The following is a 16,151-nucleotide window of genomic DNA, read 5'->3' as shown; positions in this document are numbered from 1 at the left end:
GCGTAGAATTAACGTAGTTTAGAGCCTTGGTGTATGTAATGTTAAGAGATAATCTCAAATTCAGTCTGATTATACTGTCTGCGACCGTTACTGGCACCGCCAGCGCTGATGTGTATAAGTGGGTCGATGAACAGGGACAGGTTCACTACAGTCAGCAAGCTCCCGAATCTGCTCCCGCAGAATTGATCAAAACACCACCGCCACCCTCTGTCGATCCAGCTCAAGCCCAGAGAGAAGTCGATGCCTTGATTGCTCAGCAAAAAGCGGCTGAACAGGAAAAGCAACAAGCACAACAACAGGCAGAGCAAAAAGCAGAACAAGAAGCAGCACTTGAAAAACAATGTCAAGATGCCAAAGACGCACTTACCGCCTATCAAAACCATCCGGGCGGACGATTTTATGATGAAAATGGCAACTTACAACGCATCAAAGAAGAAGATCGTCAACAGAAAATACAAGAATTGAGCAACAATATTAAACAACACTGTCAATAAGGAGAAGCAAAATGCCATACCTTAATATTACGACTAATCAAGAAGTTAAAGATAAAACGCAGTTTATTAAAAAGACCAGTGAAACCGTTGCTAAAGCGTCAGGTAAACCTGAAAGCTATGTCATGATTGTGCTGAATGACAACGCCGATATGTCATTTGGTGGCAGTGATGCGCCTGCGGCGATGCTTGATTATCGAGCTCTCGGCTTACCCGGTGATCGTCAGGCCTTCTCGGATACCTTATGTACACTCATCAGTGAGAACCTAAAAGTTGAAGGTGGTCGTATCTATATCAGCATGACTGACTCAGAGCGACAAAACTGGGGTTGGAATCACAGTACATTTTAAGTTTTATCCTTAACTCATAGCCTCAGAGCTAACCAATTATCATTACAGGAAAAATAAAAACACATGCGCGCCTCTAACCTGCTTATTTCCACTTTAAAAGAGACACCAGCAGACGCAGAAATTGTCAGCCATCAATTAATGCTCCGTGCCGGCCTTATCCGTCGTCTGGCATCGGGCTTATATACATGGCTGCCAATGGGACTCAAAGTACTCAGAAAAACAGAAGCGATCGTCCGCGAAGAAATGGATAGAGCTGGCGCGCAGGAAGTATTAATGCCCTCGGTACAACCGGCTGAACTCTGGCAAGAAAGCCAACGTTGGGAGAAATATGGCCCTGAATTATTGCGCATCACTGATCGCCACCAGCGTGAGTTCTGTTATGGACCGACTCATGAAGAAGTCATTACCGATCTCGTTCGTCAGGAAATTCGTAGTTACAAACAGTTACCAGTGAACTTTTATCAAATCCAGACCAAATTCCGTGATGAAATTCGCCCACGCTTTGGTTTGATGCGTGCTCGTGAATTCCTGATGAAAGATGCCTATTCATTCCATCTGGATCAGGCTTCTTTACAAGAAACCTATGACAATATGTATGCGACATATTCTCGTATTTTCAGTCGCATCGGTTTGGAGTTCCGCGCTGTTCAGGCAGACACCGGTAGTATTGGTGGTAATGCCTCACATGAGTTTCATGTGTTAGCCAGTTCAGGTGAAGATGCTATCGCCTTTAGTGATAAAAGTGATTACGCTGCCAATGTTGAGTTAGCAGAAGCCGTAGCACCACAAGGTGAACGTGCAGCAGCCAGTGAAACTATGACCGTGGTTGAAACACCCGCAAAGCACACTATTGACGATGTCAGTCAGTATCTCAACAAACCAGCTTCACAATGTCTGAAAACCTTATTGGTAGAAGGTGTCGAAGAAGGTTCTGTGGTTGCATTGGTTGTTCGCGGTGATCACGAGCTTAATGAGATTAAAGCTGAAAAACACCCTCTGGTAGCCGCGCCACTCACCTTTGTTACAGCAGAAAAAGTACTTGAAATCAGCCATGCTAATATCGGTTCGGTAGGCCCTGTTGGTTTAACTATTCCTGTCATCGTTGATCATGCTGCCGCTTTTGTCAGCGACTTTGTTTGTGGTGCTAATCAGGATGACAAACATTTAACTGGCGTAAACTGGGGGCGTGATTTACCTGAACCAGAAACCGCAGATTTGCGTAAAGTTATGGCAGGCGATCCTAGTCCAGATGGTCAAGGCCATTTAGAAATCGCCCGGGGTATTGAAGTCGGGCATATCTTCCAGCTCGGCGAAAATTACAGCAGCAAATTAAATGCGGTTGTGTTGACAGAATCCGGAAAATCACAAATCGTTACTATGGGTTGTTATGGTATTGGTGTATCCCGTGTTGTCGCCGCAGCCATTGAGCAAAATCATGATGATCGCGGCATTATCTGGCCAGAATCGATTGCGCCTTATCAAGTCGTGTTGGTGCCTGTTAATGCCCATAAATCCGTTCGGGTTAAAGAAAAAGCTGAAGAGGTCTACCAACAACTGCTTGCAGCAGGTGTGGATGTGTTACTTGATGACCGTGGTTTGCGTCCTGGTGTTGCCTTTGCTGATATGGAACTGATTGGTATTCCACACCGCTTAATCCTGGGTGAACGCGGTCTGGATAATGGCATGATTGAATACAAAAACCGTCGTAGCGGTGATGGCGAAGAGTTTGCGATTTATGATGTGGTCAATATCATCAAACAAAAATTGAGCTGAGGTTTAATGCATGACGACAGTCATTAAAGAGACTGACTTTATCGACAGTATTGCAGATGCCCTGCAATTTATTGCCTGTTATCATCCAAAGGATTTTATTCAGGCAATGAGCGCGGCTTATGAGCGTGAGCAATCCGTCGCTGCAAAAGACGCTATTGCACAAATTTTGGTGAACTCCAGAATGTGTGCAGAAAATAACCGTCCTATCTGTCAGGACACTGGCATTGTTAATGTCTTTGTCAAAGTGGGTATGGATGTGCAGTGGGAAACCTCAAAAAGCCTTGATGATATGGTTAATGAGGGTGTACGTCGTGCTTATCTTCACCCTGACAACGTTTTACGAGCCTCCATTGTGTCTGACCCTATTGGTGTACGCAAAAATACCGGAGATAACACCCCGGCGGTTATTCATACCGAAATAGTCATCGGTGATACTGTTGAAGTCTTAATTGCAGCCAAAGGTGGTGGCTCAGAAAACAAAGCCAAATTCACCATTCTGAATCCAAGTGACAATCTGGTTGATTGGGTATTAAAAACGGTGCCGACCATGGGGGCTGGCTGGTGTCCGCCGGGCATGTTAGGTATTGGTATTGGTGGTACAGCAGAAAAAGCGATGCTGATGGCCAAAGAGTCATTAATGCATCCTATCGATATACAAGAATTAATCGATCGCGGTGCCGAAACGGCCACAGAGAAACTTCGTGTTGAACTCTATGAAAAAGTCAATCAGCTGGGTATTGGTGCCCAAGGCTTGGGTGGTTTAACCACTGTTCTGGATGTCAAAATCAATGATTACCCAACACATGCTGCTTCATTACCTGTCGCCATGATTCCAAATTGTGCCGCCAGCCGTCATATTCATTTTAGTTTAGACGGAACAGGGCCGGCAGAATTTGAGCCCCCCTCCATGGATGACTGGCCAGATATTACCTGGGAAGCCGCAGAGAATACCCGCCATGTTAATTTGGATGATATAACCGCTAAAGACATAGCGGAATGGCAACCCGGAGAAACGCTGTTATTGTCAGGGCATTTATTAACAGGACGTGATGCTGCGCACAAAAAAATCGCTGATTTACTGAATAATGGTGAATCTCTGCCAGAAGGACTCGATTTTAATAACCGCTTTATCTACTACGTCGGTCCAGTTGATCCGGTTCAAGGTGAAGTTGTTGGCCCTGCAGGTCCGACAACTGCGACCCGAATGGATAAATTTACCGATATGATGCTTGAAAAGACCGGTTTATTAGGCATGATTGGTAAAGCTGAGCGTGGCGATGAAACTATTGCCTCCATCAAAAAACATCATTCGGTCTATCTGATTGCCATCGGTGGTGCAGCGTATTTAGTTTCAAAAGCGATTAAGTCATCACGGATGGTGGCATTTGAAGAACTGGGAATGGAAGCCATTCGTGAGTTTTACGTAGAAAATATGCCGGTTACTGTGGCAGTAGATAGTGAAGGTCATTCGGTACACAAAACAGGTCCGAGTGAATGGAAAATTAAAATTGCCGATATACCGATAAACAATAATTGATATTACATTCAAAGAGAGCCTAGTTATGATGATTGCATTACCTTTACACCTGTTAGCCGCCGTTATTTGGGTGGGAGGTATGTTTTTCGCTTATACCGCTCTTCGACCTGCAGCAGTTGAATTACTGACGCAAGAACAACGTCTGCCTTTATGGGCTGGTGTATTAAAAACCTTTTTCAACTGGGTATGGCTTTCTATCATCACTTTGCTTGTCACTGGCGCTTGGATGATTCCTTTATTAGGCGGTATGGGCGGCGTTGATGGTGTCGGTATTCATGTACATATTATGTTACTTATCGGCATTTTTATGATGCTCATTTTTATGCATGTGTTTTTTAACCCTTTCAAAAAGCTTAAATGGGCTGTAGCCGAACATGACTGGATTACCGCAGGCACGGCATTAACTCAAATACGCAAACTGGTTCTGCTTAATCTGATCTTAGGCATTATTACTATTCTGATAGCCAGCTCTGGACGTTACTGGTTAAGTTAATCATGGATACGCTGATGAAATGGTGTTTGCTCAGTCTGACATTGATATATAGTCAGCTGGCTCTGACAGATACCATTCAGCGAATTCAAAACCCGGATGGCTCGGTTGAGTTCAGTAATGTCAGACAAGCCACATCGCAAACTGTCATTTATAAATCACAAACCGGTGAAGGCTTTGTTTTTTCAGATCAAAAACCCGCACATGGACACTTTGAGATTCTTAAATACAGCTGTTATGCCTGTAATCCATCCTCAAGCATTAATTGGCACACCATAAAATTAGACACATCGTCCTACGCTTCTGAAATAAAACGTTATGCAAAAAAATATGGTGTTGAAACAGCATTAGTCAGAGCGGTCATACATGCAGAATCAGCATTTAATCAAAAAGCCATTTCCAGAACTGGTGCTCAAGGTCTGATGCAATTAATGCCAGGCACAGCCAAAGACTTAGGTGTCAATAACCCTTTTAATGTCGAACAAAACATAGAAGGCGGTGTTAAATATCTGGCTGAGCTGCTATCTTTGTTCAAGGGCAATACTCGCCTTGCCACAGCTGCTTATAATGCAGGACCTAATGCCGTGAAAAAATATAATGATGTTCCCCCTTACTCCGAGACAAAAGTTTATGTAGAACGTGTGAGCATTTTGCATCAACGTTATCAACATGAAAGTTAGAAAAACAAAAAAATGGCTGGCTGAAAACGACCATTTAATCCACGCTACTATGCAGAAAGTGTCTTCTCATGTTCAACGTGAAGAAGGTGAATGGGTGTTGAATACCGTGACGATCGAAGGTCAGGATGTTCCCTATAAATACAAGCGTCAACGCCGATATAAATCACTAAAAGGGGCGCGGGTAGATATTGTCTATTACCCGGATAAAGAAGTCATTGCCCGTATGACTTTCGAGTACATGAAAGTGGTTAAGATTTCCCTATCCTGACACCGGTACGCGCAGCGTCATCACCCCGTTACGCTGGGTGATATCCAGATGTTTCATAAAACTCATCCCCAATAAAACCACACCATCGGTCATATGCGGGTTGATACTGGCATCGACATGATTCAAGGTAATACCACCAAGACGCACCGTATCGACATCAGTCTGAAAGACAGGCACAACACCATTAGCTGTTGAGACCATGGACGTAGGTCCTTTTTTCAAGCCGGCCGCTTCAGCAATGGCGGCAGGGATACTGACATTGGTAGCACCGGTATCCAGCAGGAAATTCACAGGATGGCCATTAATATAACCTGGTGCTAGATAATGACCGTCACGATTACGTTTTAAAGTCACCTCACCCGTGCCTGAATTTGCTGCCATTAATGCTTGATTAGGGTTATCGCGCTGCTGAATATAGCCATTAAAGAACAAGGTGAGTGACCCCATTAAAAACAACCAGAATAATATCGTCACGATATTTCCAGAAAACAATTTTGATATATCAGGTGCACTCATCCCCTGCTCTTCCTTCTATGTTTTATCACCATAGTATAAACAACCATGACAATCTGACTAATGCTTGATATGGTGGCGCCATCTTAATAATTCAATTAGAGGTGTGTCATTAATACGATCAGTATTCTCGGCAGTGGTTGGTTAGGTTTGAGATTAGCAAGACATTTGCGCTCAGCTGACACTCATATCAAACTCTCAACGCGCCAAACAGAAAAGCAATCAATATTGAGAGATGAAGGGTTTGATGTCTATCAGATCGACATTGAGACAGGTACCGATTTTAGCCAGTTCCTGAACGCTGACACCCTGATTGTTAATATTACTAATAAAAATAAAGACGCTTTTGAAAATTTCATTAATCAGATTGAAAACAGCCCTATCAAACAGGTGTTATTTATCAGCTCCAGTTCGGTTTACCAAAACACCAATGACTGGGTCAAAGAAGAGCATCAGTTTGAAAATGAGGATAGCATTCTGTGGCAAATAGAATCGCGGTTTAGACAATCTTCGCACTTTCTCACCAGCATTATTCGTTTCAGTGGATTAATCGGACCAGATCGTCATCCAGGCCGTTTTTTCAGACATGGAAAACAGGTTCAGCAGGCAGATGCCCCCGTTAACTTAATTCACCTTGATGACTGCATAGGCATTATTGAGCAAGTATTGAAACAACATGTCTGGGGAGAGGTTCTTAATGGTTGTGCAGACACACATCCAAGTAAGAAGCAATTTTACAGGCATGCAGCTGAGCTATTGAAACAGCCTGTACCAGACTTTAATCAGGATAATGCATCATCCTATAAAATCGTCAGTAACGATAAAGCCAAATCATTACTGTCCTATCAATTTCAGTATCCCGATTTAATGGCCATTCCCGCTAACGCTTATGAATAATGATTTATGCCCCTGTCTCAGCCAGCTTTCTTATAGTGAGTGCTGTGAACCTCTCCATAAAAAACAACAAGGCGCGGAAAACGCTGAGCAATTGATGCGCTCCCGATATAGTGCTTTTTATTTAGCTGAGGTGGACTATTTAATCGCCACTCTGCACCCATCAAAACGACGCTTAGATGAGCGAGAACTTCTGCAGAGCACGATCAATAACACGCAGTGGTTAGGGCTGAACGTACTGGATCACCAACAAAAAAATGAATTGGCCGAAGTGGAGTTCGTGGCGTTTTATCAGGATAATCCCGTGGGTCAGTTACACGAACGCTCTCGTTTTACCTGTGAAAGTGGTGAATGGTTCTACCATGATGGGATTCTTCTGCCCGCCATTAAACTGGGGAGAAACGATCCCTGTTTCTGCGGCAGTGGAAAAAAACTAAAACGTTGTCACGGTTAATTATCACCCAGATAACGTTTTCTTTTAGCGGGTGTTAATTTATCTAAATCCACCATCACCAGACCATCAATACAGTGGCCAAAATCAGCGTCGATATTAAAATCGATAAAGCGTACGCCTCCCTCTTCACAGACATCCGCATACTGTTTATATAAGGTAGGGACAGTCACATTCATATGGGTAAGCTGCTCACGCATCGCAGTAAAATCAGCCTCGGCATCGGTACCACAATAGGTTTGCAGTACTTGTTGTTGCAAACTCCGATCAGTGATGTAGGGATTTTTCGCTATTGCTAAATGTTGGTCATCAGGGAAATAGTGCTGATAATAAGCAACAATTAATGCCTTAGCGAAATCAGGATAGCTGTTTGACAGACTCACAGGCCCAAACAGATAGCGAATATCAGGATATCGTTTCAGATAAGCCCCAATGCCGTACCATAAGTAATCAAGACTTCGTCTTCCCCAGTATTTCGGGCTGACAAAACTTCTACCCAGCTCAATGCCCTTTTCAAAAAAAGGCTGCATCGCATCGTGATCGTAGGTAAATAGCTCCTGACTATAAATTCCCCGGCTGCCAGCTTGTGACAGAATGTGGTTAACTTCACCAATTCGGTAAGCGCCAGCGATTTCTAATTCGTTTTCATCCCATAGAATCAGATGCCGGTAATCGCGATCATAACGGTCGATATCGCGTCTTTTACCTGTGCCCTCACCGACCTGTCTAAACGTAAACTCGCGTAAGCGACCAACCTCATGCATCACAGCTGAGTCAGGTTGATAGTCAAACAAATAAATCTTTTTATTATCGGCTGTCTGACCTAATAACTCGGCCGTTTGTAACTCACGTTTGATATTACGTCTGTCCTGGGGGTGAGCGATGGTTTGTTCTGTGACGAATAACGGTTTTTTGCCTTTTGCCATACGATAAAGATGGCGACGTAATAATTTAGCTTTTTCTGCTTTCACCAGCGGGAGTTGGTCAACCTGTTTATAGGGAATAGGTTCTCCGACACGCATGGTGATGTTCTTCGAGTTTTTATTAAACATCTCATGCGCCAGCATCATGCCTGAAAGCGGCTTATAGACCATGGATGCACTGTAGAACAATGAAGAATTTCTGGCACCGACATAAATGGGCAAAATAGGCGCATTGGTTTTCTTGGCGAAGTTCAAGAACCCCGTATTCCATTTACCATCACGCACACCACTTGGACGAATACGCGACACTTCTCCGGCAGGGAAAACGATCACCGCTTCTTCATTATTCAGGCAATCAATAATGCGGGAAATACTGCTTTTTCGAGTCGATTTAGATAGATTATCTACGGGCAAAAATAAAGAATCGACCGCATTAAAATTCATCAGCATATCGTTAGCAACGATTTTTACATCACGGCGGACTTCACCCACTAATTTTAATAATGACAAGCCGTCCAGTGCACCAAGGGGATGGTTTGCGACAATCACTACGCGCCCCGTTGCGGGAATATTATTGCGATCACGGTGACTGATGCTGTAACTGAAGTTGAAATAATCCAGCACCTGTTCGATAAAATCGAAGCCTTTTAAATCCTGATGCAAGTCCAGGAAACGATTTACTTCTTGCTCATGAGTAATCTTACGCAAAAAACTAATCGTCGATTTTTTTATCCATGGACGGGAATGTTCGAATTTAGGAAATTTTTGTTGAACAGCTTGTTCGATATTGAGCATGTTTTCTCTCTATGCTTGCAGATAGCATGCAAGCATAGAGAGAAGATGTGACAGCGTTATAACGTTTTAATGACGTTTTTGTGACGATTAATGATCGTCAGCGTGGGAGAAGTATAAGGCTAAGGAGATGAGACCAATACCGGCAGCTAGAGCCAGCAAATCAAGAGGTCCATGGAAGTCCATACTGATAGCATGTTCGAAAAAGTTAACGATCAGAATCATCAGAACAACACGACCTAAACGCGCTTTTAAATCATCTAAACTATGGATAGCTAATACTTTTGAGTTCTCACTCTCTTCTGCTTCTTCAATTTTGCTGATAAACAGCTCATACAAACCAAGAGAAAAGATAAATAAAACCGTGGCTAGTAGATAACCATCAATCACTTCAACCACATGTGTAACGGTTTCAGCACGAAAGTCTTGCCGTGCTTCACCAATGAGATCAGGCGACATATAAAGCCCCAGATGGGTGACTAAATAATACACATCAACGGTTGCCATATAGAACATTGCTAATGCAGTTATCAGGCTGGCGATAACCGCCGTCAGAACAACAAAGCGGCTATTCCAGAGCGCTTTCTCAAACAATCTTTCCATGGGAATTTAAACTCGTGTGTTTCTATGCAGCCTGAACAGGAATGGCGTGACGCATATGCGTAATATCGTTGTTTTCATCAAGATAAACCAAAGTAGGTTTGAAATTCTCGACTTCTTTGGCATCTAAGGTGACAAAAGCACAAATGATTAAACGATCACCCGGGGAAGCTTTGTGCGCAGCGGCACCATTGACAGAGATAATATTTGAGCCATCCTCAGCGCGAATCGCATAAGTGGTAAAGCGTTCGCCATTAGCGACGTTATAAATCTGGATTTGCTCATATTCGTGAATACCGGCCGCTTCCAGTAACTTTCCATCAATTGCACACGAGCCCTCGTATTCCAGTTCGGAATGAGTGACGCAAGCACGATGTAATTTTGCTTTTAAAAAGGTCAGTTGCATAGCCAGAATGTTCTTATGAAATAGCTCAATATTATCGCTTTTTAAGAAAAATCAGGCAAGGTCACAAGCAATATTATCTATTAGCCTGACACTACCGAGCCGTGCAGCAGCAAGAATGCGAAGCTGTTTGTCGTTAGCATTGGCCAGTTCTAAATCTTCTGCGCGGCGAATATCAACATATTCAGGTTCTAAACCTGCTTCTTGTAATTGCTGTTTTGCTTGTCCGCACAGCAAAGAAAAATCGGTCTCGCCCTGCTCTTCAATCGCGTGTTTAGTGGCGAGCAGTGTTTTATATAAAGACGGCGCCTGCACTAACTGTTTCTGAGTTAATAAGGTGTTTCTGGAACTCATTGCCAGCCCGCTATCCTGCCGTCTTGTGGGCACGCCAATCACATCTACCGTTAAGTTCAAATCAGCGACCAGCTTTTTGATTAACATTAATTGCTGATAATCTTTTTCGCCAAAAATCGCAATATCCGGCTGAACCATATTGAATAATTTTGTCACAACGGTTGCCACGCCATCAAAATGTCCAGGACGACCTTTACCACATAATTTATCATCAAACCCAGGCACAATGACTTTTGTTAGTGACGCCATGCCATTCGGATAGATCATCTCTTCTGTCGGCGTAAAAATAAGCTCACAATCCAGCTCGCTCAGCAATTGAACATCGTCATTCAATGTGCGCGGGTAATTCGTCAAATCCTGTTGATCATTGAACTGTAACGGGTTAACAAAAATACTCACCACAACCCGGTCTGCCAGTTCACGTGCCTTTTGTACTAGCGACAGATGCCCTTCATGCAGATTTCCCATCGTCGGAACAAAAGCAATCACTTCATTTTGCTGTCGCCAGCTTTTAATACGTGTTTTTAATGCACTCAGGTTTTCTGCAATCGCCATTAGAATTGCTGCTCCGCATTTGGAAACGCACCAGATTTCACTGATTTCACGTAGGAGGCAATGGCCGATTGTATTGAGCCTGTATCAGCTAAAAAGTCATGACTGAAGCGTGGACGTTTTCCAGGCGTTAAGCCCAGCATGTCATATACCACCAGCACTTGACCATCACAGTCACTGCCTGCACCAATACCGATAACAGGAATATCCAATTGTTTACTGACTACCGCACCTAAGGTCGCCGGTACACATTCCAACACCAACATATCTGCTCCAGCTTCTTGCAAACTGATAGCATCGGCGATCAATTCTTCAGCCGCCGCTGTCTCACGACCCTGCACAATATAACCACCTAAGCGGTGAACTGATTGAGGTAATAATCCCAGGTGTCCACAAACAGGGATACCCCGCGCAGTGAGTTGTTTCACTGTCTCAATGATGACCGCCCCGCCTTCAAGTTTGACCATCTGCGCTCCACCTTCGGCCATTAGTCGTGCGGCGTTTTTGATAGCTTGGTCTGGATTGGCATAACTCATAAATGGCATATCAGCAATAACGAATAATTTATCGCTGCCACGGATAACATTGGCTGTGTGATAAATAATATCGTCAACACTGACAGGAACAGTACTTTCCTGGCCCTGGATCACCATACCCAGCGAATCACCTACCAGCAGAATATCGACACCGGCTTGCTCAAGCGCATAACTGAAACTGGCATCATATGCTGTCAGAACAGCGATTTTTTCCTGCGCCACTTTCATTTGACGCAGATGTTTAAGGCTAATACGGCTCATGATTATTTCTTCTCTGAGACGGGCAAAGGATTGTAATAATGACGACCACTTTGAATGCTACAGATTTGTTCGAGTAATTGCAGGTAGTCCTGATCACCGTTCACCAAATCGATCTGCTCCGCGTTGACAATTAAAAGGGGTGACGCATCGTAATAATGGAAAAAATCGGCATAAGTATCGGCTAAACGTTTCAGATAGCCTTCTTCTACATGTTGTTCATAACTAATGCCACGCTGAGCAATCCGCGATTTTAGTACAGGTAAAGAGGCTTGTAGATAGATGACTAAATCAGGCGTTCTATGATGCAAAGTCAAATTATCATAGACCATATTGTATAAAGCTAACTCATCGTCATCCAGGGAAATTTGAGCAAATAATTTGTCCTTTTCCACCATAAAATCAGCGATATGCAAATCATTGAATAAATCATCCTGATTTAGTGACTTACCCAATTTGACTCGCTGCATCAGAAAGCTCAACTGCGTAGGTAAAGCAGACTGTTTCGGATACAGATAAAATTTTTCCAGAAAGGGATTTTGTTCAGGCTGCTCAAGTAAAACCGAACCAGAAAAACTCTCGGCCAAACGTTTCACTAAATGGGTTTTACCCACGCCGATGGGGCCTTCAACCACAATATAACGATGTGTTAGCGAGTGATTCATTGTTTATGCATTTCCACTTTTCTCAATCCATCCAAAGGACAATCTTGCTTTATGGTTGCTAAATCACCTTTACCAGGGATAGTGATATCAGCAGCAATTTCAGCTAATGGGTACACCACAAAAGCACGTTCTGTTAAGCCAGGATGCGGGACTTTTAATCGTTCATCATCGATCATCAGATTAGAATAAAGCAAAATATCCAGATCCAGCGTACGTTCACCCCAATGTCGCTTTTTTATTCTTCCGTGCTTTTGTTCAAGTTTTTGCAGGTTATCAAGCAATACATGCGGCGGCAATCCTGTGTCCACCTCGACAACAGCATTCACATAATCAGGCTGATCCTGGGGTCCCATTGGCGGGCTATGATAAAGCGATGATTGTTTGATTAGACGCGTGTTGTCGAGTTTTTTTATATCGTCAATCGCTGTCAAAATTTGCGTTTGCGGGTCGTCTAAATTACTTCCCAATCCGATAAACACCTGCATTAATTCTGTTCCGTTTTTTTTGCTGCTGGTCGTCTTCGACGTCGACGGCGGGGCTTTTTTACACTGCTCTCTTTACCCAGCGAATCAACCATTACCTGCTGCTGAGTGGCTGTTTCAGCCTGAAATTTTGTCCACCAATCGACAGGTTCGTTCAACGGTTCACCAGACTCTGCACGTAATGCTAAAAAGTCATATCCAGCGCGAAACTTTGGATGTAATAAGGTTCTGTATGCCCTTTTCCCCTGACGCTTCAATAATCGGGGCTGTAAAGTCCATATATCACGCGTTACCAGACTATAACGCTTTGGAATAGCAACACGTTGGATCTGCTCACCAATAATTTCTGACGACGCTCGCTGCATCGCTGGAATTTCTGGCATGCCGTTTGTCATCAGCAATAAGGTTCGTTGTCTCACCGGTTCCCATAAAATCGCTGCGAATAAAAATGCTGGTGTAACCGGTTTATCAGCAGCAATACGGATATCTGTGTTCTCTAATGCTTTCATCAGCATTGTTCTTGGATAGCCGTCTTGCTCTTCATGTAATAAAGCAGCTGTTTGAGGGTACAGATGTTCAAACAGGCCGTAATGACAAAGTAAATCATGAGTCATCCCCGCTTGGCCGCTCAGGTATAGTTTGAGTGTTTCATCAAACAATCGTGCCGGAGGGATATCTCTAATCAAATGTGCCCAGTCAAAAATGCCCTGTTCCGTCTGTTTATCCAGTTTTAGACCCAGCTTAGCCAAAAAGCGGCAGGCCCTTAACATGCGTACAGGATCTTCCCGATAACGTGTTTCCACGTCACCAATTAAACGGATAAGGCCAGCATTAAGATCAGCCATCCCACCGGTATAATCAATAATAGAGAAGTCTTTAATATTGTAATAAAGGGCATTAATCGTAAAGTCGCGACGCCAGGCATCCTGCTCTAAAGTGCCGTAAACATTGTCCTGCATGATGCGACCTTGGGTATCAACATGCTGTTTAGCTTCAGGGGGAGCTCTGAATGTGGCAACTTCAATGACCTCGCGTCCAAACCTGACATGCACCAGTTTGAAACGTCTGCCAATCAGTTGGCTACGTTTAAACAATTTATGTACTTGCTCAGGAGAAGCATTCGTGGCGACATCAAAGTCTTTTGGCTCATAGCCAAGTAATAAATCACGAACACAACCACCCACCAGGTAAGCCTCATAACCCGCCTCTTTCAAGGTATACAATACCTTGAGCGCATGTTGGCTAATCTGTTTACGCGAAATTGTGTGTTCGCTACGAGGGATAATTAACGGTTCGCGCCCTTGTTGTGGATCTTGACCGCTTTTGCCTCTCACCAATTTGTTGAAGATTTTATTTAACGACAGCATAAGCTTTGAATAATACCATGCTCATTAGCATTTCTATGATTTATATCATCGAACATCATGATAATAAGGCAGCCTGCACAGGACCAAAAGAACGTCTATGAATATCGGTTACCCCCAAACTGAGAAGGGCTTGTTGATGCTGCTTGGTTGGATAACCTTTATGTTTGGCAAAACCATAACCAGGATACACATTATCCAGTGCCACCATTTCCTGATCCCGTGCGACTTTAGCTAAGATTGAAGCGGCAGCAATGGCAGGCTCAGATTGATCACCTTTGATAATTGTTGTTACCGGGCAATTCAGTTTGGGTGCATGGATACCATCAACAAGCACATGTTCAGGTGAAATTGATAGGGCTTCAACAGCCCTTTTCATTGCCAATAAACTCGCCTGTAAGATATTTAGCTCATCAATTTCTTCTGGTTCAGCTCTGCCCATGGCCCATGCCAGAGCATGCTTTTGAATCAGTGGCACCAAAAATTCTCTTCGTTTTTCAGTGAGCTTTTTTGAGTCTGCCAAGCCTGCTATAGGGTTTTGTGGGTCAAGAATGACTGCAGCCGTCACCACCGGACCCGCCAGAGGACCACGCCCAACCTCATCCACTCCGGCAACGTAAATGGTCTCTATCATGACGATTTAGCATCAATAAACGAGATAACTGCTTTTGCTGCATTCTCAGCGCCACCGGAAGGCCCTAACGCCTTAAACACTTGTTGCTGAACAGATTCAGCGTTTTGTTTAGCATCCGCGGCTGTTAAGAAATACAGCAATCGGGGGGCTAATTCTGAAACGGAAACCTGCTTTTGTAATAATTCGGTGACCACATTTTCTCCAGTCACAATATTACACAAGCCGACATAGGGAATTTTCACCAGTCGTTTAAGTATGTGATAAGTCAGCGGTGCAACTCGATAAGTAATCAAATGCGGAATACCCAACAAGGCAATTTCCAGCGTCACCGTACCCGACGCAGCAACAATCGCATCACAACTTCGAACGACATCATAAAACTCACCGGAAATGACTTTCACTTTTACCGCTGTTTGTGACAAAAAGGGCTCTATCAATGCCCTTTCTAATCCCGGTGCCAAAGGTAAAATAACCTGTATAGAACTGTCACGTTGTTGAATATGTTCAGCTGTCGCTAACATTACTGGTAATAAAGCCTCAACTTCACTACGACGACTGCCGGGAAACAAACCCAATACCGGCGCATTTTCATCAAGTGAAAAGTGAGACTTTGCTTGTGAAGAGGTCAAGTCTGAGTGCACGGCATCGACTAAGGGATGACCAACGCATTTTACCGGCACACTCGCTTTTTCATAGAGTGTCTGTTCAAAGGGAAATAAAACCAGCATCAAATCGACATAACGTTTTATCGCTTTAATCCGGCCGGCACGCCATGCCCATATTTTAGGGCTAATGTAGTAAATAACCGGGATACCCAGTTCATGAGCCTTTTTAGCCAGTTTTAGATTAAAACCCGGGTAATCCACTAAAATTAATGCATCCGGTTTATTTGTGGCTAAATGCTCGACAGTTTTATCAAAAATGGCTTTGATATGAGCATAACGTTTAATGACTTCCACCAGCCCCATAACAGCCAGCTCAGCGAAATCAGTAACAATCTCAACACCGGCATCGCGCATGGTATCGCCACCAATGCCAGAAACAACAATATCAGGCCTTTGTTGTTTTAAGGCCTTTAACATTCGGCCTGCATGAGCATCGCCAGAGGCCTCGCCCGCCACTACAAATAATTCAGGCATGC

General features: G+C 43.7%; 20 protein-coding genes. 9 read left to right on the top strand and 11 right to left on the bottom strand.

All coding sequences use genetic code 11. The features are described 5' to 3' along the window. Nucleotides 1-38 precede the first annotated feature (38 nt). From MAMP_RS04165 to MAMP_RS04135, 7 genes are all read left to right on the top strand, one after another. Complete coding sequence (locus MAMP_RS04165) at nucleotides 39-494, top strand: DUF4124 domain-containing protein (protein WP_007144733.1); 456 nt, start codon at nucleotides 39-41, stop codon at nucleotides 492-494. 11 nt (nucleotides 495-505) lie between these two features. Continuing rightward, nucleotides 506-841 (top strand): phenylpyruvate tautomerase MIF-related protein, encoded by a 336-nt coding sequence (locus MAMP_RS04160; RefSeq protein WP_007144732.1) that lies wholly within the window; start codon nucleotides 506-508, stop codon nucleotides 839-841. 63 nt (nucleotides 842-904) lie between these two features. Continuing rightward, nucleotides 905-2,614, top strand: coding sequence for a proline--tRNA ligase (locus tag MAMP_RS04155; protein ID WP_007144731.1), 1,710 nt, complete (start codon nucleotides 905-907; stop codon nucleotides 2,612-2,614). Nucleotides 2,615-2,624: 10 nt separating this feature from the next. After that, on the top strand, nucleotides 2,625-4,151 hold the full coding sequence (locus MAMP_RS04150; protein ID WP_007144730.1) for a fumarate hydratase: 1,527 nt from the start codon (nucleotides 2,625-2,627) through the stop codon (nucleotides 4,149-4,151). Nucleotides 4,152-4,176: 25 nt separating this feature from the next. After that, complete coding sequence (locus tag MAMP_RS04145) at nucleotides 4,177-4,644, top strand: CopD family protein (RefSeq protein WP_007144729.1); 468 nt, start codon at nucleotides 4,177-4,179, stop codon at nucleotides 4,642-4,644. Between the two features lie 14 nt (nucleotides 4,645-4,658). Further along, a complete protein-coding gene (locus MAMP_RS04140) occupies nucleotides 4,659-5,321 on the top strand; it encodes a lytic transglycosylase domain-containing protein (protein WP_040576178.1) in 663 nt (220 codons plus the stop codon). Further along, complete coding sequence (locus tag MAMP_RS04135; RefSeq protein ID WP_007144727.1) at nucleotides 5,311-5,589, top strand: hypothetical protein; 279 nt, start codon at nucleotides 5,311-5,313, stop codon at nucleotides 5,587-5,589. The genes MAMP_RS04140 and MAMP_RS04135 overlap by 11 nt, the downstream gene beginning before the upstream one ends. Here MAMP_RS04135 and MAMP_RS04130 read toward each other — a convergent pair. Then, nucleotides 5,581-6,105 carry a retropepsin-like aspartic protease family protein gene (locus MAMP_RS04130; RefSeq protein WP_007144726.1) on the bottom strand — a complete coding sequence of 175 codons (525 nt, stop codon included), beginning with the start codon at nucleotides 6,103-6,105 and terminating at the stop codon, nucleotides 5,581-5,583. The genes MAMP_RS04135 and MAMP_RS04130 overlap by 9 nt on opposite strands. A gap of 108 nt (nucleotides 6,106-6,213) precedes the next feature. Between MAMP_RS04130 and MAMP_RS04125 the strand changes: the two genes are divergently transcribed. Both MAMP_RS04125 and MAMP_RS04120 read left to right on the top strand, forming a co-directional pair. After that, nucleotides 6,214-6,999 carry an NAD(P)H-binding protein gene (locus tag MAMP_RS04125; RefSeq protein ID WP_040576177.1) on the top strand — a complete coding sequence of 262 codons (786 nt, stop codon included), beginning with the start codon at nucleotides 6,214-6,216 and terminating at the stop codon, nucleotides 6,997-6,999. Then, nucleotides 6,992-7,450 carry a YchJ family protein gene (locus tag MAMP_RS04120; protein WP_007144724.1) on the top strand — a complete coding sequence of 153 codons (459 nt, stop codon included), beginning with the start codon at nucleotides 6,992-6,994 and terminating at the stop codon, nucleotides 7,448-7,450. Before MAMP_RS04125 ends, MAMP_RS04120 begins: the two co-directional genes overlap by 8 nt. On the opposite strand, the gene MAMP_RS04115 is transcribed toward MAMP_RS04120, so the two are convergent. From MAMP_RS04115 to lpxB, 10 genes are all read right to left on the bottom strand, one after another. Next, entirely contained in the window at nucleotides 7,447-9,165 is a 1,719-nt protein-coding gene (locus MAMP_RS04115; RefSeq protein WP_007144723.1) for a bifunctional ornithine lipid synthase OlsF, read from the bottom strand. The two genes, MAMP_RS04120 and MAMP_RS04115, sit on opposite strands and share 4 nt — an antisense overlap. An 87-nt stretch (nucleotides 9,166-9,252) precedes the next feature. Beyond that, the gene (locus MAMP_RS04110; protein ID WP_007144722.1) at nucleotides 9,253-9,765 is read right to left on the bottom strand and encodes a YqhA family protein; all 513 of its coding nucleotides are present in this window, start codon (nucleotides 9,763-9,765) and stop codon (nucleotides 9,253-9,255) included. Nucleotides 9,766-9,787: 22 nt separating this feature from the next. Beyond that, nucleotides 9,788-10,168, bottom strand: coding sequence for an aspartate 1-decarboxylase (gene panD, locus MAMP_RS04105; protein WP_007144721.1), 381 nt, complete (start codon nucleotides 10,166-10,168; stop codon nucleotides 9,788-9,790). 51 nt (nucleotides 10,169-10,219) lie between these two features. Further along, entirely contained in the window at nucleotides 10,220-11,074 is an 855-nt protein-coding gene (gene panC, locus MAMP_RS04100; protein WP_007144720.1) for a pantoate--beta-alanine ligase, read from the bottom strand. Continuing rightward, a complete protein-coding gene (panB, locus tag MAMP_RS04095; protein WP_007144719.1) occupies nucleotides 11,074-11,868 on the bottom strand; it encodes a 3-methyl-2-oxobutanoate hydroxymethyltransferase in 795 nt (264 codons plus the stop codon). The genes panC and panB overlap by 1 nt, the downstream gene beginning before the upstream one ends. 2 nt (nucleotides 11,869-11,870) lie before the next feature. After that, the gene (locus MAMP_RS04090) at nucleotides 11,871-12,530 is read right to left on the bottom strand and encodes a deoxynucleoside kinase (RefSeq protein WP_007144718.1); all 660 of its coding nucleotides are present in this window, start codon (nucleotides 12,528-12,530) and stop codon (nucleotides 11,871-11,873) included. Beyond that, entirely contained in the window at nucleotides 12,527-13,015 is a 489-nt protein-coding gene (gene folK / locus MAMP_RS04085) for a 2-amino-4-hydroxy-6-hydroxymethyldihydropteridine diphosphokinase (RefSeq protein ID WP_007144717.1), read from the bottom strand. The genes MAMP_RS04090 and folK overlap by 4 nt, the downstream gene beginning before the upstream one ends. Then, complete coding sequence (gene pcnB / locus MAMP_RS04080; protein ID WP_040576176.1) at nucleotides 13,015-14,379, bottom strand: polynucleotide adenylyltransferase PcnB; 1,365 nt, start codon at nucleotides 14,377-14,379, stop codon at nucleotides 13,015-13,017. Before pcnB ends, folK begins: the two co-directional genes overlap by 1 nt. Before the next feature lie 55 nt (nucleotides 14,380-14,434). Next, nucleotides 14,435-15,010, bottom strand: a complete 576-nt coding sequence (gene rnhB / locus MAMP_RS04075; protein ID WP_007144715.1) for a ribonuclease HII — start codon at nucleotides 15,008-15,010, stop codon at nucleotides 14,435-14,437. After that, on the bottom strand, nucleotides 15,007-16,149 hold the full coding sequence (gene lpxB / locus MAMP_RS04070; RefSeq protein ID WP_007144714.1) for a lipid-A-disaccharide synthase: 1,143 nt from the start codon (nucleotides 16,147-16,149) through the stop codon (nucleotides 15,007-15,009). The genes rnhB and lpxB overlap by 4 nt, the downstream gene beginning before the upstream one ends. Nucleotides 16,150-16,151: the final 2 nt, after the last annotated feature.

Origin of the sequence: Methylophaga thalassica MP (assembly GCF_000214595.1) — a bacterium.
In the GTDB taxonomy this organism is placed as follows: Bacteria; Pseudomonadota; Gammaproteobacteria; order Nitrosococcales; family Methylophagaceae; genus Methylophaga; species Methylophaga thalassica.
This window is presented reverse-complemented; position numbering and strand designations above follow the sequence as displayed.